Source organism: Mycobacterium sp. H4Y, assembly GCF_000364405.1.
Taxonomy (GTDB): Bacteria; Actinomycetota; Actinomycetes; order Mycobacteriales; family Mycobacteriaceae; genus Mycobacterium; species Mycobacterium intracellulare.
On sequence record NZ_AKIG01000001.1, the window covers coordinates 1,388,127 to 1,404,690 of the forward strand.

Below are 16,564 nucleotides of genomic sequence, written 5' to 3' on the forward strand. Positions count from 1 at the left end.
GGTGCTAACCTCCCGGGGCGGCACCGGGTCGCGAACGGCTACCGGAATCCGGCGGAGTTCATTGCTCGCCGGGCGCTTTCCCGGTCGTCTTCGAGGCTTTTCACGCGGCGGTCCAGAGCCTCGAGCTGACGTTTAAGTTCCTCGATTCGCTGCTCGAGTACGTGCGGTTCGGTCATCGCCAGCTCCCTTTCATCACGGGGGCCATTGTCCTTGGCAGATAACGCTAACGCCAGCCGACCGAGTTGGATTCGCGAAAATCGTTCACTCGAAACGGTTATCGAGCCAGAACTGCTTCATCGGTTCAACAACCCCGTGGAGGTCGAACGCGACGAGAGCCTCCTTATACGCGGCGCTTTGGGGTGTACCCAATTCCACCCAAGAGCGGATCACTGGCAGATCAAAGCGGCGCACCAACTCAAGCGCCAACAAACGCACCGCACGGCCGTTGAAGTCGGCAAATGGGTGGATGTTCAACACCTTTGCTTCGGCGAACGCCAATGCCTCTACCTGCAAGTCCGGGTCGTCCCCGGCGTAATGCACCCGCGCGCCAAGACCATCGAAGAACTCGCGCATCAGGCGGTCGATGTGCCAGTGGTCAGGCGGAATGTGGTTGCCCACCGACACCGGCTTGTCACGCCATACCCCGGCGATACCGGGGACGATATCGGCAAGGAACGCGGCGTGAAAATCGCGGATCAGATCAACGCTCAACATCCGATCGCCGTAGTGACCAGCTTGGATGTCGTCCGCTAACGCGCTGAGCCGGTCTGCTATTAGGTCGCTGATTTCGGAGTAGCTCTTGACGCCATCGGGTGTCTCAAACCTCGGCTCCGTCGAATCGACTTCAGACATCGATCCTCAGTCGTGCGGCTACCGTGCAAGGCGCGCGCGCTGAGCTGCGCGCGCGCGCTGCTCCCAAGCCGCGCTGACAGGCTCACGCTCCATGCGCATCGATCCCACAACCTCGTCGACGACAGTCGCGCGGCGGCGCCACGTCTTCTCCTCGGCAGGTAGAGCGCGCCAAGCAGCGACGTGGGTACGAAACTCTGCCCTGGTCATCTGCGGCCTCCTCCTACCGATCGTCTTCGATGTCATTAAGGGTAAACGAAAAATAGCAGCTCTCCCATCCCCGCGGGCGCCGAAAAGGTCACAAATCGCCCCACTAGCTGCTGTGACACAGGGCGAGTATCGGGGGTGGTCATAGGCAAGATTCTGCCCCCGAAGCGGCCGCCGCTCACTACGTCTGAACCGGTGAACCACAATGACCGGCCGCCCAGCCTCCCAACGCGCCACCCGTGCCTCGAGGTCGGCTATGCGCCGCCATCGGTACATTTCACTCATGCCGTTGCACTCCGATGCCCTGGTAATCAGGGCTGGAAAGGTGCGAGACGTCGAGACGCTGACGGAAAAGGTAAATGAGGCGATCGAGGACGGCGACGGTGCGGTGATCTCGGTTTTCTGCGACGTCAGGCGCACAGACGCTACTGACGGCATGACCCTCAACGAACTATGCGCTGAGAGCGAAGTTGTACACTCAAAAGTGCAGGTCACGACAGTTGGCCGGTTGCGGGACCAAGGCTTTGAGCCAATACTGGATGTATCGAATGGGCAGAGATTCACACACCACCACGTCGTGTTGGCGGAGCCGGTGCAAGGATCCACGCTACAAACGTTCATTAACTGCTTCGGCGAGCCGGTAGCCAACCCGGCCGGCGGCAAGAGGGAGAGGTCGAATTGAAGCGCGTAAAGGTCGACTTCAGCACTACGGTAAAAGACGGCTTGATCAGGGCGAATCAAGCGCGGGCAAACGCTCCCCTGCACGAAGGCGATGAGGTTGTAGCGTTCGACCCCGCCGAAGAAATGGAGTTTGTCGGTGTCGTGGATCATCTATCCACCGACGGCCGGTTCGCTTTCTTATGCATGCAATGGGAGGACAGCCCGCCACCGCCGCCCGAGTTGACGCCAACCTTCGCCTATGTGACCCAGACGAAAACGGTCGGCGTGCCTATCGTGCTCCCGGTCGCCGAGTCGGTTCCCTGCCTGACTGCATGAGCGAAGCATCCGAGTCCGCACACGTGCGGATACTCCTTGCCGACTACGCGATCGTCGACCCACTCGGCAAGATCACGATCGTGGGCGGCGGCATATCGATCCTAGGATTCAACCCGGCTTCAGGAACGACAGCTCCTTTCAGCGTCGTTGCGATCGCGTCTTTCGATCCAAAATGTATCGGCGATAGCCCCGCAGTCGAGCTAATGCTCGAAAACGACGAAGGTCAGCTTGTGCACTTACCAGGCCAGCCCGGCCCCCTGCGAGTCGGCACATCAGAGAAGCTAAATCCGCTCGCACTTCCGGGCGCCAATATCCCGAACGATGCTGTCCGGCCTAAAGCTCAGATACTCATGCAGTTTCAAAACGGGCTGCCGCTGCCTCCGGGGAACGGCTTCAGGTGGCGCGTGAGAGTGGACCATGAGTCACGCCCTGAGTGGGCCGAGCCCCTATACGTTCCCACGGCTAGCGCCGGGCCTGTCATCTTCTAGCAGGTCCGAAAACCTGATCCAGCGCCGGTGCGCTGGTGTTCTGCCTGATAGCCACCCACTTGCACAATCCGCGGCCTCCCGGCCTCCAACGCCGCGACCCGCTCCTCGAGGGCGGCCACGCGCCGCTGCGTCGACCACCGCCACCAGCGCTTCATTCGGCCCACCGCGGTCGACGCCGGCGCGGCTCACCAGGAACCGCATACGTGCGGCAACGGCCGCGGCCGGCGTGACAACCAGCCAGCACCGCGTTGCTGCCCCGGACATGTTCGCCATGCTGGTGCCGCTGCCCGCAGTACGGGCACAGCACCACGATCGTGTCGCGGCTCTCAGCGACGATCTCCGCGACACCTTCAACCCACTCGCCTGGGGTGTTTCCGCAGGTCAACGTACTCATTTCTCAAACCTTCCCTACGGGCCGCACCGAATCATCGGGGCGGACCTCAAACTCGTCAGAAACGCGGCCCTCGCCGCTGAACGTGGGCCGTAGCTGCGCCGGCAGCGGCAGCGAATTGCCGCCGAACATCCACGCCGGCGCGGTGAGCGGGCGCCCAGCGGCAAAAAGCTCCATCTCGGCGAATTCAGAGCCCGCTACTGCCGCCTGTTTCTGCTGGTAGAAGCCTTTTTGGTCGGAAAGTAGGAGCCTTGGGTCAACCTCGGTCTGGTGCTGCGCCTCCCGCCGAACCAGCACGGCGTAGGCGCCCTCGATGACGACCGCCCCGGCGCTGCCCGGTGCTTCGAGCAGCTCAGGCATGCTTTCCCCACCTGGCGTTCGCGGCCTCGCGGGCTTTCATGGTGCGCAGCGATTCCGGCTGCTTCGGGGCCGCTACCTCGACCTTCGCCAGAAGCTGAACCACCAGCCGGTCTAGTTGCCGGATCTCGGTGGATAGTTTCACCTGGACTTTCGCCTCCGAGGCGCCATCAAAAGCTCTGGTCAGAGCGGTGCGGCGGTCGATTGTGTCCGCGAGGATCTCGAGGGTGTGTTGCTCGGCTGCGGTCCATGTCAGCGACACCCCCTGCCGCTCGGCCGCCTTGGCGAGCTTCGCGTCGAGCGCGTTGAGGAGTTCCTGCGCCTCCTGGCAGTGGGTGGTCATCGTTTGCTGTCCTTTGCTGACGTTAGCCGGTTATTTGCTGTTCCTTATTGACACGCGCCCGCTATTGACAGCCGAAAACAAAACGCGATGCGTGCGTTCAGATGCGTTCTTGCGCCCGGCCGGTGAATCTTTTCGGGTGGTCGGGGGCTCCCCTGCACCCCTTCTGACCTGCCGAAACACTGAGCTCAGTTGAGGACGTCTCTCGTCATTGGAGCAGCGTCGATGCGCTCCACTATTAGACACGGCTCGGCTGTTGATCTTGATCGGCCCGATAATGTTTGCTGGCGCAGCCATAGCTAGCCCGCTCTGCCCGATAGCCGCTGCCCGAGCTGACGCTTAGTTGGCCAATGTGGACTGCCGCGCCCATCCCGCCGATGACTCACCACCGGCGGGATACGAAGCTCGGGCAGCGGCGGCTTATCGTCCCCGGCTGTCACAACTCCGCCTCGTAACGGCGCAGTTCCGCCTCTGGGTCATAGCGCTGGTCGTAGGCGATCGCGGGGATCCGTTGCGGCCGCAGCCCATCCGGCGACGGCCCCGACCGCACAATCATGTCGTTGAGGCGTCGCCAGTCGGCGTCGCTGACCGTCTGGGCCTGCTGCGCTGCCACGAGGATCTTCTGCGCCGCACCGAGGGCGGGAACCTTCTCGGCGAACAAACCATCCAGGTAATCATGAACGTGCCCTTTGGCTCGCAGCCACGGCTGCAGCTCCTCAACCAGAACGGACAGCTGCTCACCGTCGGCGGACTCGATTGCCTCCCGCACAACGTTGATCATGTCGCCCGGATCGGTCGAATCCAGCAGCCGCTCTGTGCGCCCCCAATATCTGAGGTTCCGACTCTCGGTTGCTGCGTCACCCGGTTTCGTCAACGCGGCACGTTGAGCGTCGACCACCCGTTGTGCCTCTTCAACTTTCACGTGTACGGCTTCGTGCTGCAGCTCAGCGTCACGGTACGCCTGCGTTGATGTGAACGCATTGACGTGTTCCCGGATCTGTTCGTGCGTGTACCGCGGATCATGCACGGCCGGTTCGGTCGCGGCGAGGTAGTCAGCGAAAGCATCGAAGGCGTGTTGCTTGGATGCCCAGGCGCGTTGCGCGGCTGTTGCGCCGGCCCGGTGCGCAAGTGCTTGCGCTGCTGGTGGTTTCAGGGAGAATTCGGGCTGGTTCGGGAGATCCTTTGGGCTCATCGCTCCGGGGTTGGTGTGTTCGGGGAGCGGCGCTGACCAGTGGGCGGTTCCGTGCTGGGTGACGGCGCGGTCAGCTTCGAGCATATGGTAATAGTCCGTAGTCATGGTACGACCTCTCTTGATTGTGAAGGGTGTTGCAGGGTATTCAGTTCTGGTCGATCTTCTGGATTATTTAGTTGTGTGCCTTGGATCAATACCCCAGTGGCGCAGGCGATTCAGGGGTTGAGTGGAATTGCAGATCCAAATGTTGCACCCGTTGCGGAGAATGAAACGGAAGATGCGCCATTGCCTGCCGCGTCGCCAATCAGCAGACCCAGAGTGGTGTCGACACCATTGCCCGTGGCCGTCCAGCGCTGCGTTTGGTTGTAGCCGCTCATGCTTCCCCAGCCCACACGGCCCCTGGAAGTTCCTCGCCAGGCGGGACCGACACCGCCGCGCCGTTATTTGTATCGTCGCCCTTAGCGACACAGAGAGGCCCTACCGCGCTGACGCCGGACCAGAACGACGCATGCCAAGAGTTGGCGCAGACACTGGCGCGCGCGGGGGCTGTGTCCCAGGCGGATCGAAGCGACCCCTGACCGTCCCTCCTAGTTGGCATCGGCCCAGCGAACACCGAAAGACTGAATCCCCGACTCTCATACCTGAAGCCGCCCAGAAAGTCGAAATAGTGACCCGTCAGCGTCTCTGTGCTGGGTGGCGGCCCAGAAGCGGGATCATAGGCCGGATTCCACCCGGTTCCGACGGTGACAATGCAGAAAATATCATCTGGTAGCGACCTCTTTTCGGGCCAATCCCAAACATCGGGGGACCACGACCATCGACGTTTCGGCCACTCAGCCTGGCCATCATCGAAACAGATCGCCCCGTACGCGCCGTGGTGTTTCAGTGTCATGGCCGGCCCCCGTACCGCATCATTTGCAGCCGTTGCCGGCTGTCGATTTCTCGGCGCATGGCTTCGACGTCGGAGACCGTGACGTTATCGATGCGAACGCTGTAGTCCGGCGAGTAGCCGCCGCCGGCCATCTCGGGGTCAAGTTCGGGCATTCCCCGGCTGGCTATCGCGTGTAGGTCATCGAATTGAGTCGGTGACAAGATCGGCTCAGGTCGACTCGTCATGTTCGCCGCCAGTCCGCCGGGCATCAACCAGCCACCGGTGTCGAAGACGTTGAGCAGCCCGCCGAGGTCGGTTGGCTGTATCGGCTGCGTATTCGGCGGGATCGCCTGCGGCTGCGGTTGCGGTGTAGCCATAGGGCCGGAATGCGGCACCGGAGGCGTAACCGGTTGCGTCGGTGCGAGACTCGGCGCTGCGGGGCTGTTGGGCTGCGGGCCGGACAGCCCCGGCGTCCCGACGGGCGCGGGCGTGAAGTTCCCGGTGCCCGGTTGCGCGATTGGCGCCGGCGAGCCCACCACCTGCTGGCCCGGAAGCTGCCCAGGCTGCACAGGTCCGGCCGGATTTATCCCGGCCTGCTGCGCGCCTTGGGGATTGTCCTGCGTCTGTTGGGCCTTCTCGCCAGTCGTGACCGCCGCCGACATGTTCGGCAACTTCGGCACGAACTGGGAAGGATCGGTCTGGAAGAATCTTGGAACCCCAAATGGCATCAATATCTCGGTCAAAGCGTCGCCGCCGATGCCCGCGAGCTGAAAACCGTACTGCACACCGCGTTTCGCGGCCTGCGTGCCGATACCGATCAAGAATGACGAAGCGGAACCGGCAGCCTGCCCGCCAGCGCCGAATGATCCGGCAGTTGCCGCCGCTGAGATGGCGGTGGCCGCCGCCGATGCCGCCTGGTCGATCAGGCCGTTGACAGCTTGGGCGCCCATCTGCATAGCACCCGACCACAACGACGTTCCGGCCGTGCCGCCACCGCCCGCGCCAGCCGGGATATATCCCTGCGTGCGAAGGTCTTTCCCGCCCGGGTTGGTCACCGCAGCCAGCGGGTCGCTATCAGGCTGCTGCCCCGTGAGGGATGTGAGGGCCGCTGCGCCGTTCGGTCCCGGCGACATACCGGACGACAGCGGGGTATCGCTCGGGCCGGCGCCTATACCTGGCATTCCCTGCAGGGCGTTCTTTGCCTGATCCTGCGTTAGAATGACTTCGGGCTGACCGCTGGCGTTATTCGTCAACGTCATCCCCGGGGGCAGTACACCGCCATCGTCGTACCCCGTTGGCAGGATTCCCTGCAACAGCGCGGCGGCGTTCTCCCGCCCCGGCAGGCCGGCACCCCAGTCGCTGCCGGACGGGTTGGACTGCAAGATCCTCGCCGCGATCTGGCCCTGCTGCTGCGGCGTCGCCGCCAACGGGTTCGGGGCGAACTCCGTTCCGCCGTGCGCCGCCCACGTAGCCGGGGTGATCTGAAAAAGGCCTTGGGCTGCGTTCGGGGAGCCGGGACCACCGTTAGCGTCGGTGATCTGCTGGCCGATATTCCGGCCACTCGACTCGCGGCCGATCAGATGCGCCCACGCCGGATTCGGCGACGTCCATGCCCCAGCGGCGGTCTGCACCAACGGAACACCAGGACCCGTCACGTTGCCGCTCGGTGCGGCCGGGGCGCCGCTCGGCGTTAGCGGCGGCAGCAGCGTCTGCGGGACAAAGGGTTTCGGCCCCTGCACCGGAGCCTTGGGCGGCGCGCTACCCGGCAAACCATGGCCGGGCGTGTCCGGGCTGGAATCGAACGGGTTGAACGCTGACCAGCCTTTGCCGTTCAGCGCGGCCTCGCCGCGGTTGAGGAACCAATACGGGGTTAGAGGGATCCCGTCCTGTGGTGCCACGCGCTGCCCGTTGAAGAACTTCTTGTTCACGTCCGCTGAAAGCTGTTGGCCCATCGTCACCGCGGAGAGGAAAGCCGCCACCGGGCCGGCAGCAGCCGATGCAGCAGCCGCGATGCCACCAATCTTTCCGATAGCCCCGTCCGCGTTCCCGGTGAACGTTTTCAACGCATCCGCGCTGCCGCCGATCGCCCCTTTTAGGACGCTGAAATTCTGCTGCGCGGTCCCGGCCCGGGTTGCGATGTCCCCAATGACGTTCGCGGCGTCACCCTGACCGATCGCACCCAAAGCGGTTGCCATACCGCCTAACACGCCGGCAGCATCTTTGTCTTTGATGCCCGTGATCGACCGCATGATGCCGTCAAAAGCGTCGGCGGCGTGATCTCCGTCGATTCCGAGCTGGCGCGCCCAGTCCCCGATCGGACTGTTCCCGATCGCGTCGCCGATAGCCCGGCCGGCTTTCGCAGCCGCCTTCCCGAACTCGGCCTCTAAGGTAGTGCCGGCATCCTTGGCGCCCTGGCGGGCCGCTTCGAGGATTGACCCGCCGATGTCGCGGATGATGCTGTCGCGGGCCGGTTTCGTGTCCGGCGGCGGGATAGCGACTTTCGTGTTCTTGCTGGCCTTCTCGATCTCTTTGCCCAGCGCGTCGCCGGCCTTCTTGCCGGCGTCCTTCCCGGACTTTTCCGCAGCCGAGCCGATCTCTTTGTTGATCGCTTTGCCTGCGTTTTTGGCGCCTTGAGTGAGGCCATCCTCGATCGCCTTGCCGGCTTGCTTGCCAACCTTGTCGGCGGTCTTACCCACGCCGGTAATCTCAGCGGTAATGTCCCGCATAGCATTTCCGGCCTGCTTGACCGTTAACTCAATGAACCCGCTTGCCAGCTTGATGCCGTCGCTCATCGGACACCCCTACGCGGATTCGGCTGGCCGCCAACGCGTTTTTTTGGGCATTCCCTGCCATGTACCCGACAGCCCGCGCGCGCGGCGGCGCGGCGCGGTTGGGGTGCGGACGTCGGGGCGGCGGTCATGCGTCGACCGCGCTTCGGCCGAACGCGTCGAGGGCGGCGCGGTCAACGCGGACCACACGGGAGCCGAAACGGCGGGCGGGGAGCTGCCCGTCGTGGATCCACTTTTGGACGATGCGCGGCGAAACTTGGAGTTCGGCGGCGACTTCAGAGACACGTAGCAACGGCATAGCACTTGCTTTCATGTGCTTGTCCGTTGCGGACGATGGATGCCGTTGCGGCTACAGAAAAAGCGAACGTTCTCGCTGTTTCCAGCATAACGCACACAGTTGCGATACGCGAAATATCACGAACTAGGAGGACTTTCGGTGCGCACAGGTCTAGGACACCGAGCATCACCCGGCCGCAGGTCTGTGCCGCACCACGTCGATCTGCCCTGGCGCAGAGAGGATGACCGTCCCAAACGATCCGTCTCCCATCGGAACTCGATCACACAACGTGCGAGGCGCATTAGCCACATGTGACGGGCTGGGATGAACCACGACCCGCGAGGGCCGCGGCCCACGCGCCGGTTTTGGTGGTCACTCGCCGCTCCGATCAGTCAGGCGCCCAGGTGTCGCCTGGGAATGCACTACTGGGCCGGGCGCGCAGGCCTCTGACCTGCGGTGTGAACCCCTGTGTACCCCTTTCGGGTATGACCTACATATGCGTGCGCGCGGGAAACATACAGAAACCCCTTCACAGGGGTTCACACCAGTCTTACCGTAAGCTTTTCGGCATGGTCTTCCGTAATGGTCAGTCATTGCTTCCACCTGCCTCAACCGCGATCCCTTGCCGCCACATGCCATCGCGGGTTCGGGTAGCCTTAAACCCATGAGCGGCCAAGGACTCGTAAAAGTCCGCGTCAGTGACCCCGGCAACCCCCGCGGATCCGCTCCAGGTGCGGTAGGCGGCAAGCAGCGCTTGGGTCTTCGCCTTGACCGCCGGGCCAGTTATGCACGCTTCGTTGATGAATTGACCGACCGTGCCGCTGCGATTCCGGTAGTCCCGGGTAGCATTTTTGACCAGATCAGGCGGGTTGAGGCCGGCGAGTTTGAATTCGGCGTAACCGCGTACGGCCCAGGCGAGGATCCCTTCGGCCTGTAACTCGAGCCGCGCCCCTAGTGTGCCGTCCCGTTCCTCCTCCGGTATCACGACGTCGAACGGGACCACCGTCAGGCGGCGCCATAGCGCTTCGTCGTCACCGGAAACATCCGGCAGGTGATTCGTGATCAACACCGAGGTGTGCGACGGCTCGAATTGGACGAAGTCTTTCCGCATGCGGCGGGCGCGGATCGTGTCACCGCCGGTGAGGCGTTTCACGGTAGCCTCGGCCAGTTTTCGCCCTTTCTCTGATTCGGAAACTGTTACCCAGCGGCGCCCCATCAGGTCCATTTCGCCTGTGGGGTGGGCGTTGTCGCGGTGCATGAACAGGTTCGGTTCGCAGGAGATGGCGTAGTCCCCGAGTGCATACCGGATGGCGTTGTCGCACACCGATTTGCCGTTGGCTCCGGTGCCCGTCCATATCGCTAGGACGTGTTCACTGACGCGCCCGGACAGGCCGTACCCGACGTAGCGCTGCAGGAATTGGCGCACATCGCTGTCGGGCAGCACCCGTTGCAGGAATTCCTCCCACAGGCCGGTGGGCGTGTCCGGGTTCCACGCGCCACCAGTCACTTTGGTGATCCGATCGGCGGGGTTGTGTGGGGACATCTCCATGGTGCGCAGATCGAGCGTCCCGTTGGAGACGTTGAGTAGGTGCGGGTCGGCGTCGAGGTCGCGGACTGTCGCCGCGAATTCTTCGCTGGCGGCGGCGATGTCGAGTACCCCGGAGATGCCGCCCGCTGATTCACATTTGCGGACGTCGGAGGCCAGCTGTTTGTCGCCCAGGGAATCGGCCAGGGCTGTCCGCAGTACAGCTACTACGGCCCGTTTGGCTGCCCCGGTGTCGTCGTATGCCCACCGTTTACCGTCCCAGTAGTGCCAGCCGATTCCGTGGACGTGCAGCAGCTTCCCGGCGTAGGCCTCCGCGAGCCGGTAGGCCATACGGACTTGCCCGGAGTGGATCTCGTCCGGTGTCCGGTTGTCGACGACCAGCCCGCCGGTGTTGAAGTTGTTGTCGGTCACGATGCCTCTTCGGGGATGAATGTGGTGTCGCCGGTCTGTGCCTGCGGTTGGGGGATGTCTTTCGCTTCGGCCAGGTTCCAGGCGTTGTCGAGTTGACGTTCAGTGTCTTTCTCATCGAAGCCGTGGGAGGACGCCCAGTCGTGCAGAAGGTTGCGGAGCCCGGCGGTGTCGGCGTGCCCGGCTTTGGCGAACGCGAACACTTTGCACGCCACTTTGAACAGCGTTGGCCGGCGGCCGTATTCGCTGTCCCCAACGACGGCTTCGCCGAGCCGGGCGAGTTCGCCGTCAAGGGCAGCTTTCACATACGCCGGGTTGCGCCCGGGTAGAGCTGGGTTTCCGACCGCCTGACGCGGCTGTGGGGGCGGTTTGATGATGCGGTCCCGCCACGCGGTAGGGGCGGACGCCGGCAGCCCGCCGGGGAGTCCGTCCGGGCCTGCGTTCAACCATGTGTAGGTGCCCATAGTGCGACGCGATGGCGCGGCTACCAGATAGCCTGTGCGGCCGATCTTTATGTCGATGCCGGGGCCGAGTGCACCGTGGACGTGGCTGGTGTCGCCGACGTTGAGCCAGATATGCAGGCCGCCGGTAGCGGTTTGTGCTGTCCAGGTGTCAGGGAGTGGGCCGAGTTCGCCGATCAGCTTGTCCAGCGTTGCCTGGCCCGGTTTTTCGTCTGCCACGTCTACGTCCACGGCGGCGATGCGGTCCCATGGCCGGATCCCGATGTTGGCCTCCGGGTGGCGGTCCCACCATTCGCGAATTGTGTCGAGGTCGACGGTGGCGTCGTGCAGGCCGTGCCCAAGCCGGCCGCATTCACCTTTGCACCGCCCGCGAAGCGGATCGTGCTTGCCGGGGTGCGCGTTCGGGAACAGTGGTGTCTTGTCGCCAGGGCGCAGCGGGAACACCGGAATGTTGGCGTTCGCATAGGTTTCCGCCGCCGAAAGGAGCGCCGTGTTGAGGGCGGCTTCGGCCGTCAGTTCTGCCCAGACGTTCCCGCTCATGCGGCGTCACCGCCCTCGAAGCGGGCACGGATGACGTTGGCTTGCAACCGCACCCCGAGGGGCATGAGGTGGTAGTACTGTTCATCGACGCTGGCGCGAATGCAGCGGCGGTACCAGTCGTCGCGCCACTTGTCGTTGGGCGTGGAATCGTGTTGCTGTGTTACGCTTGGACTATCGGTGTCGGAGAAGGTCGTCCCATTGCGGGGGCGGCCTTCTTTGCTATGGTCGGTGGTCATCGGTGTCAGCTCCGTGTGGTGGGTGTTCCGCGGTCCGTCAACCGGCCTGTAGGCCCCCGCGGAGCTGGTGGATATTGCGTTGGGGTCAGGGGCGTTAGGCGGCTCCTGGTCGTTGTTGGGCCGCGCGGTAGGCGCGGTTGGTTGCAACCTCGCCGGTCCGATCGGAGTAGCACAATGTCGACGACATCGCTTCGCTGCACGCGGTCGCGTCACGGGTGAGTTCGGTACGGAAGTATTCGGCGAACGTTTTGGCCAAACCAGCCGTGGCGCAATGCTGTTCGTAGGCGCGGGCGACCTGTTTGATCCGTGATATCGGCATCCGCAACCCGAGGTCGTGCAACACGATGTTGGCGACGCGGATGTGTTCCTCGGTCTCGCGGGCGCCGCGGGACCAGGAGGTCACGCCGCGCCGGCCGGCACTGCCCCGCCGCGGCGGGTGGCCTTCTCTTGCTCGGCTATCCACCGCTCCACTTCGGAGCGCCGGTAGACGACGCGACGGCCCAGCTTGAAGCTGGCGGGGCCGATGCCGGCATGCCGCCAGTAACGCAGGGTCGCGGCGTTGACGCCTGTCTCCGCGGATACGGACGATGCGTACATGATGTCGTTCATCGACAGCACTCCAATCAAGGGTTTGTAATGTACTCCTTTAGAGAGTACATAATAAAAGCGTTGACTACAAACCCTCTAATCGAGTACCGTTCGGCCTTGTGAGTGACGACCAGGAGGTTGGTGCGAATATTCGCCGGTTCAGACAGGCGCGTGGCCTTCCGCAGGCCGCGCTTGGCGAACCACTTGGTCTAAATCAGCAGGCCATCGCGAAGATTGAAAACGGCACCCGCGCGGTCAAACTGGCTGAAGCGGCGGTCATCGCACGAACCCTCGGTGTCGAACTGGACGACATTGCCGCCGGTCCCGAGCGCACAAGCCGCCGAGCTGCGTTCACTCGACTGACCACCACGCTCCGCGGCCTCGATGAGGAACTCACGTACTTGGCCGAGCGGTTGTCAGAAGCCTTGGTTGAACTTGCGAACGAACTGGGCGGCCACCTAGGCGCACCCGTAGAACTTCGGGTTCCATTAGAAATCGCCCGCGAGGCTGACGAATTGCTCATTCGACGATGGGGCCACGACCTGGACGACCTTCTGCGGGAACTAGTTACGACCCATGCGCCCGGACACGCCGAGGACTACCAGGACTACGTAGACGCCTTACACGCAATCGTTGAAAGTGCCGCGGACACCGGATATCCCGGCATTGACTCGCCGGGAAAGGTTGACGATGACCCAGAAACGTAACCTGCGGGCCGGAGTCGAGGACCGCTGGAACAAGACGGTTCGCGACGAGCACGGCAACCCGCAGACCGTGCCCAGCGCCAACTACGGTAAGGGGAAGCGCTGGCGGGCGAGGTATGTCGACGAGCAGGGCCGCGAACACGCCCAGTCGTTCGCTCGCAAGGTGGAAGCGCAGCAGTGGCTGACTGCTCAGACCGCGACCATCGTCGCGGGCACCCATGTCGCGCCGCGGGACGCCAAACTCACGGTGCAGCAGTGGTGTGACACGTGGATCGAGGGTTACAAGGTTCACCGCGAAGGGACCGTGCGTGAGGCCCGGACCCATATCCGGCAGATCGTCACGGAGTTCGGCGACACTCCACTAACCCAGGTGCGTCCGTCGCAGGTGAAGGCATGGACGGCCCGGTTGCGCGCGGACGGCATGAAAGCGAGCTACATCTACGCGCTGCACAGCCGGTTGTCGCAGATCCTGTCGGACGCTGCGCACGATGGCGTGCTTGGGCGCAACCCTTGTTCGCGGCGCACGGCGCCGCCGATGGGCAAAGCGAAGGTGTATGTGGCTACCACGGAGCAGGTTTGGGCGCTCCACGACGCCGTGCCCGATCACCTGAAAGTAGCGGTGCTGCTGGGCGCGTTCGCTGGCTTGCGGGTCGCCGAGGTGTCTGGGCTGCGCGTGTCCGATGTGGATTTCATCAGGGGAGTGGTGCACCCGAAGCAACAGTGGCCGGACAAGCCCCTCAAGACCGAGGGCAGCTCAGCACCGATACCCATTCCGCAGGATCTCGCGTTGCTGTTGTCGGCGTCGGTGCAGAAGTACCCCGCCGAGATGATGGTGACCAACGGACCCGGCACGGATCGGTGCGGGCCGTGGATCATCGAGCGGGCGATCCGCGATGTGCGCGGCGGGATCGACGACCTACCCGAAGGGTTCTCGTTCCACGACTTGCGCCACTACCTCGCGTCGCTGCTGATCGCTCGAGGCTGCGACGTGAAGACGGTGCAAGCGCGGCTGCGGCACAGTTCGGCCAAGACAACGCTGGACACATACAGCCACCTGTGGCCAGACGCCGACGAGTCCACCCGCTCGGCGATCGGAGCTGTGCTCGCCGAGCGGGTGGACTCCGGTGAAACTACTGCGGACGAACTGCGGACGACGCGGCCCAGCCGCGGGCGTCGGCGCAGGTCAGGAGGTTAGCTGGGCCTATACGTCGTAGTACAGCGCGAATTCGTAGGGGTGCGGCCGGATCTGGACCGGCAGGATCTCGTTCTCGCGCTTGAAGTTGATCCACGTCTCGATGAGGTCGGGCGTGAAAACGCCGCCCTCGGTGAGGTATTCGTGGTCTTCTTCCAGCCGGTCGATCACCGCGGACAGCTGCGTGGGCGCCTGCGGGATGTTGGCGGCCTCTTCGGGCGGCAGCTCGTAGAGGTCCTTGTCGACCGGGGCCTGCGGCTCGATCTTGTTCTTGATGCCGTCCAGGCCGGCCATCAGCATGGCCGAGAACGCCAGGTACGGGTTGCCCGAGGAGTCGGGGCAACGGAACTCGAGGCGCTTGGCCTTCGGGTTGGTGCCGGTGATCGGGATCCGGACACAGGCCGAGCGGTTGCGCTGGCTGTAGACCAGGTTGATCGGGGCCTCGTAGCCGGGAACCAGACGCTTGTACGAGTTCACGGTGGGGTTGGTGAACGCCAGCAGCGACGGGGCGTGGTGCAGTAGGCCGCCGATGTAGTGGCGGGCGGTGTCCGACAGGCCGGCGTAACCGGTCTCGTCGTACATCAGCGGGCTGCCGTCCTTCCACAGCGACTGGTGGGTGTGCATGCCGGAGCCGTTGTCACCGAACAGCGGCTTGGGCATGAACGTGACGGTCTTGCCGTGCTGCCAGGCCGTGTTCTTGACGATGTACTTGTAGAGCATCATGTCGTCGGCCGCGTGCAGCAGCGTGTTGAACTTGTAGTTGATCTCGGCCTGGCCGCCGGTGCCCACCTCGTGGTGACCCTTTTCCAGGCTGAAGCCGGCGGTGATCAGGTTGGACAGCATCTTGTCGCGCAGGTCGACGTAGTGGTCGACGGGGGCGACGGGGAAGTAGCCGCCCTTGGGGCGGACCTTGTAGCCGCGGTTGGGGCTGCCGTCGAGCTCGTTGGGCGAGCCGGTGTTCCACCAACCCGAGATCGCGTCGATCTCGTAGAACGAGCCGTTGGTGCGCGAATCGAAGCTCACCGAGTCGAAGATGTAGAACTCGGCCTCGGCGCCGAAGTACGCGGTGTCGGCAACGCCGGTGCTGATCAGGTAGTTCTCGGCCTTACGGGCGATGTTGCGGGGGTCGCGCGAGTACGGCTCGAGGGTGAAGGGGTCGTGCACGAAGAAGTTCAGGTTCAGGGTCTTGGCTTCGCGGAACAGGTCGATCTGCGCCGTCGCGGGGTCGGGCAGGAGCAACATGTCCGATTCGTGAATGGACTGGAATCCGCGAATGGACGAGCCGTCGAATGCCAAGCCGTCCTCAAAAACGCTCTCGTCGAAAAACGAAATCGGAATGGTGAAGTGCTGCATGATGCCGGGCAAATCACAGAACCGCACGTCGACAAACTCGACGTTTTCGTCCTTCGCGAGTTTGAAGACGTCGTCGGGCGTCTTTTCCGTCACAGAGTGCTCCTTTACTTGGTGAGATCCGCGGCCTGACGCTAGGGAGCAGATGTTGCCCGTCAGTCAACCCGATGTTGCGCGCACGTTACGTGACCATGCCACACGCAAAAAGTGGCCGCTTTGGCGGCGGGTTCTATTGTGGGGCCATGGATCGCAAGATCGTATCTTTTCTGGTGGCAGAGCGCACCGTCCGCCCACCGTTCCGGACCCGGCCGTCGGTTTATTCGGACCCCGGTCCGCGGCGATGATGCCGGAATCGCGATCCGCCTACCCCGGTGAAAAGCTGGGATTGCCTGAGAGCGGGCCGGGCTCGCTGGCGCGGATGGGACGACGGCTGGGCGCGCTGACCATCGACTGGCTCATCGCGTTGGGGCTGGCGGCGCTGGCCATGCGGCTCGGGTGGTTACCCGAAGGGGCGCTGGCGACCGCCGAGCTGGTCGTCTGGTTCGTGCTGGGCGTGGTCTCGGTGCGACTGTTCGGCTTCACGCCCGGCCAGCTGGCGCTGGGTCTGCAGGTGGTGACGGTGGACGGGCGCGGGCTGGTCGGCACGGGCCGCGCGGTGGTGCGCGGCCTCCTCGTCGGCACCGTGGTCCCGGCGCTGTTCACCGACTGGGACGGTCGCGGGCTGCAGGATCGGCTGACCGCGACGGCCGTGGTGAGGCGCTGAGCGCCGAGTTCGACCCGCT

At 63.9% G+C, this 16,564-nt stretch carries 19 protein-coding genes; 6 read left to right on the forward strand and 13 right to left on the reverse strand.

Annotated features, from left to right (window positions below):
* Nucleotides 1-38: 38 nt before the first annotated feature.
* On the reverse strand, nucleotides 39-176 hold the full coding sequence (locus W7U_RS26405) for a hypothetical protein (RefSeq protein WP_008255991.1): 138 nt from the start codon (nucleotides 174-176) through the stop codon (nucleotides 39-41).
* An 85-nt stretch (nucleotides 177-261) separates the two neighbouring features.
* Complete coding sequence (locus W7U_RS06200; protein ID WP_008255993.1) at nucleotides 262-852, reverse strand: Fic family protein; 591 nt, start codon at nucleotides 850-852, stop codon at nucleotides 262-264.
* A gap of 487 nt (nucleotides 853-1,339) precedes the next feature.
* Here W7U_RS06200 and W7U_RS06205 point away from each other — a divergent pair, with 487 nt between their 5' ends.
* Genes W7U_RS06205 through W7U_RS26110 form a run of 3 tightly spaced genes read left to right on the forward strand, consistent with a single transcriptional unit; the run spans nucleotide 1,340 to nucleotide 2,540 of the window.
* Nucleotides 1,340-1,738, forward strand: a complete 399-nt coding sequence (locus W7U_RS06205) for a hypothetical protein (protein WP_232525835.1) — start codon at nucleotides 1,340-1,342, stop codon at nucleotides 1,736-1,738.
* Nucleotides 1,735-2,052 carry a hypothetical protein gene (locus tag W7U_RS06210; protein WP_008255997.1) on the forward strand — a complete coding sequence of 106 codons (318 nt, stop codon included), beginning with the start codon at nucleotides 1,735-1,737 and terminating at the stop codon, nucleotides 2,050-2,052. Before W7U_RS06205 ends, W7U_RS06210 begins: the two co-directional genes overlap by 4 nt.
* Nucleotides 2,049-2,540 carry a hypothetical protein gene (locus W7U_RS26110; protein WP_136244400.1) on the forward strand — a complete coding sequence of 164 codons (492 nt, stop codon included), beginning with the start codon at nucleotides 2,049-2,051 and terminating at the stop codon, nucleotides 2,538-2,540. The genes W7U_RS06210 and W7U_RS26110 overlap by 4 nt, the downstream gene beginning before the upstream one ends.
* Before the next feature lie 397 nt (nucleotides 2,541-2,937).
* Here the strand turns inward: W7U_RS26110 and W7U_RS06215 are convergent, their stop codons facing one another.
* The 10 genes from W7U_RS06215 to W7U_RS06260 all read right to left on the reverse strand — a co-directional run bounded on the left by W7U_RS06215 (nucleotide 2,938) and on the right by W7U_RS06260 (nucleotide 12,557).
* Nucleotides 2,938-3,291 carry a hypothetical protein gene (locus W7U_RS06215; RefSeq protein WP_008255998.1) on the reverse strand — a complete coding sequence of 118 codons (354 nt, stop codon included), beginning with the start codon at nucleotides 3,289-3,291 and terminating at the stop codon, nucleotides 2,938-2,940.
* Nucleotides 3,284-3,631, reverse strand: a complete 348-nt coding sequence (locus W7U_RS06220) for a hypothetical protein (RefSeq protein WP_008256000.1) — start codon at nucleotides 3,629-3,631, stop codon at nucleotides 3,284-3,286. The genes W7U_RS06215 and W7U_RS06220 overlap by 8 nt, the downstream gene beginning before the upstream one ends.
* A 433-nt stretch (nucleotides 3,632-4,064) precedes the next feature.
* On the reverse strand, nucleotides 4,065-4,904 hold the full coding sequence (locus W7U_RS06225) for a hypothetical protein (RefSeq protein ID WP_008256002.1): 840 nt from the start codon (nucleotides 4,902-4,904) through the stop codon (nucleotides 4,065-4,067).
* A gap of 131 nt (nucleotides 4,905-5,035) precedes the next feature.
* The gene (locus tag W7U_RS26410; protein ID WP_157884937.1) at nucleotides 5,036-5,197 is read right to left on the reverse strand and encodes a hypothetical protein; all 162 of its coding nucleotides are present in this window, start codon (nucleotides 5,195-5,197) and stop codon (nucleotides 5,036-5,038) included.
* Nucleotides 5,198-5,708: 511 nt separating this feature from the next.
* Nucleotides 5,709-8,483, reverse strand: a complete 2,775-nt coding sequence (locus W7U_RS06230) for a transglycosylase family protein (RefSeq protein ID WP_008256004.1) — start codon at nucleotides 8,481-8,483, stop codon at nucleotides 5,709-5,711.
* Nucleotides 8,484-9,343: 860 nt separating this feature from the next.
* On the reverse strand, nucleotides 9,344-10,714 hold the full coding sequence (locus W7U_RS06240) for a phage/plasmid primase, P4 family (RefSeq protein ID WP_008256008.1): 1,371 nt from the start codon (nucleotides 10,712-10,714) through the stop codon (nucleotides 9,344-9,346).
* On the reverse strand, nucleotides 10,711-11,712 hold the full coding sequence (locus W7U_RS06245; RefSeq protein WP_008256010.1) for a bifunctional DNA primase/polymerase: 1,002 nt from the start codon (nucleotides 11,710-11,712) through the stop codon (nucleotides 10,711-10,713). The genes W7U_RS06240 and W7U_RS06245 overlap by 4 nt, the downstream gene beginning before the upstream one ends.
* Nucleotides 11,709-11,948: a hypothetical protein gene (locus W7U_RS06250; RefSeq protein ID WP_008256013.1), complete on the reverse strand. Its 240-nt coding sequence runs from the start codon at nucleotides 11,946-11,948 to the stop codon at nucleotides 11,709-11,711. The genes W7U_RS06245 and W7U_RS06250 overlap by 4 nt, the downstream gene beginning before the upstream one ends.
* A gap of 94 nt (nucleotides 11,949-12,042) precedes the next feature.
* On the reverse strand, nucleotides 12,043-12,351 hold the full coding sequence (locus W7U_RS06255) for a hypothetical protein (protein WP_008256014.1): 309 nt from the start codon (nucleotides 12,349-12,351) through the stop codon (nucleotides 12,043-12,045).
* Nucleotides 12,348-12,557: a helix-turn-helix domain-containing protein gene (locus W7U_RS06260; protein WP_008256016.1), complete on the reverse strand. Its 210-nt coding sequence runs from the start codon at nucleotides 12,555-12,557 to the stop codon at nucleotides 12,348-12,350. The genes W7U_RS06255 and W7U_RS06260 overlap by 4 nt, the downstream gene beginning before the upstream one ends.
* A gap of 98 nt (nucleotides 12,558-12,655) precedes the next feature.
* On the opposite strand from W7U_RS06260, the gene W7U_RS06265 reads away from it, so the two are divergent.
* On the forward strand, nucleotides 12,656-13,243 hold the full coding sequence (locus tag W7U_RS06265) for a helix-turn-helix transcriptional regulator (RefSeq protein WP_008256018.1): 588 nt from the start codon (nucleotides 12,656-12,658) through the stop codon (nucleotides 13,241-13,243).
* Nucleotides 13,227-14,435: a site-specific integrase gene (locus W7U_RS06270; RefSeq protein ID WP_008256019.1), complete on the forward strand. Its 1,209-nt coding sequence runs from the start codon at nucleotides 13,227-13,229 to the stop codon at nucleotides 14,433-14,435. The genes W7U_RS06265 and W7U_RS06270 overlap by 17 nt, the downstream gene beginning before the upstream one ends.
* Before the next feature lie 6 nt (nucleotides 14,436-14,441).
* On the opposite strand, the gene glnA is transcribed toward W7U_RS06270, so the two are convergent.
* Nucleotides 14,442-15,878, reverse strand: a complete 1,437-nt coding sequence (gene glnA / locus W7U_RS06275; protein ID WP_008256020.1) for a type I glutamate--ammonia ligase — start codon at nucleotides 15,876-15,878, stop codon at nucleotides 14,442-14,444.
* A gap of 244 nt (nucleotides 15,879-16,122) precedes the next feature.
* Between glnA and W7U_RS06280 the strand changes: the two genes are divergently transcribed.
* Nucleotides 16,123-16,545, forward strand: a complete 423-nt coding sequence (locus tag W7U_RS06280; RefSeq protein ID WP_008256021.1) for an RDD family protein — start codon at nucleotides 16,123-16,125, stop codon at nucleotides 16,543-16,545.
* Nucleotides 16,546-16,564 lie beyond the last annotated feature (19 nt).

What these genes read in the sequence shown, in the direction of transcription:
- W7U_RS26110 (WP_136244400.1), top strand. Translation starts at nt 2,049, where the DNA reads ATGAGCGAAGCATCCGAGTCCGCACACGTGCGGATACTCCTTGCCGAC.
- W7U_RS06225 (WP_008256002.1), bottom strand. Translation starts at nt 4,904, where the DNA reads ATGCTCGAAGCTGACCGCGCCGTCACCCAGCACGGAACCGCCCACTGG.
- W7U_RS26405 (WP_008255991.1), bottom strand. Translation starts at nt 176, where the DNA reads ATGACCGAACCGCACGTACTCGAGCAGCGAATCGAGGAACTTAAACGT.
- W7U_RS06200 (WP_008255993.1), bottom strand. Translation starts at nt 852, where the DNA reads ATGTCTGAAGTCGATTCGACGGAGCCGAGGTTTGAGACACCCGATGGC.
- W7U_RS06220 (WP_008256000.1), bottom strand. Translation starts at nt 3,631, where the DNA reads ATGACCACCCACTGCCAGGAGGCGCAGGAACTCCTCAACGCGCTCGAC.
- W7U_RS06245 (WP_008256010.1), bottom strand. Translation starts at nt 11,712, where the DNA reads ATGAGCGGGAACGTCTGGGCAGAACTGACGGCCGAAGCCGCCCTCAAC.
- W7U_RS06230 (WP_008256004.1), bottom strand. Translation starts at nt 8,483, where the DNA reads ATGAGCGACGGCATCAAGCTGGCAAGCGGGTTCATTGAGTTAACGGTC.
- W7U_RS06270 (WP_008256019.1), top strand. Translation starts at nt 13,227, where the DNA reads ATGACCCAGAAACGTAACCTGCGGGCCGGAGTCGAGGACCGCTGGAAC.
- W7U_RS06250 (WP_008256013.1), bottom strand. Translation starts at nt 11,948, where the DNA reads ATGACCACCGACCATAGCAAAGAAGGCCGCCCCCGCAATGGGACGACC.
- W7U_RS06280 (WP_008256021.1), top strand. Translation starts at nt 16,123, where the DNA reads ATGATGCCGGAATCGCGATCCGCCTACCCCGGTGAAAAGCTGGGATTG.
- W7U_RS26410 (WP_157884937.1), bottom strand. Translation starts at nt 5,197, where the DNA reads ATGAGCGGCTACAACCAAACGCAGCGCTGGACGGCCACGGGCAATGGT.
- W7U_RS06260 (WP_008256016.1), bottom strand. Translation starts at nt 12,557, where the DNA reads ATGAACGACATCATGTACGCATCGTCCGTATCCGCGGAGACAGGCGTC.
- W7U_RS06205 (WP_232525835.1), top strand. Translation starts at nt 1,340, where the DNA reads ATGCCGTTGCACTCCGATGCCCTGGTAATCAGGGCTGGAAAGGTGCGA.
- W7U_RS06215 (WP_008255998.1), bottom strand. Translation starts at nt 3,291, where the DNA reads ATGCCTGAGCTGCTCGAAGCACCGGGCAGCGCCGGGGCGGTCGTCATC.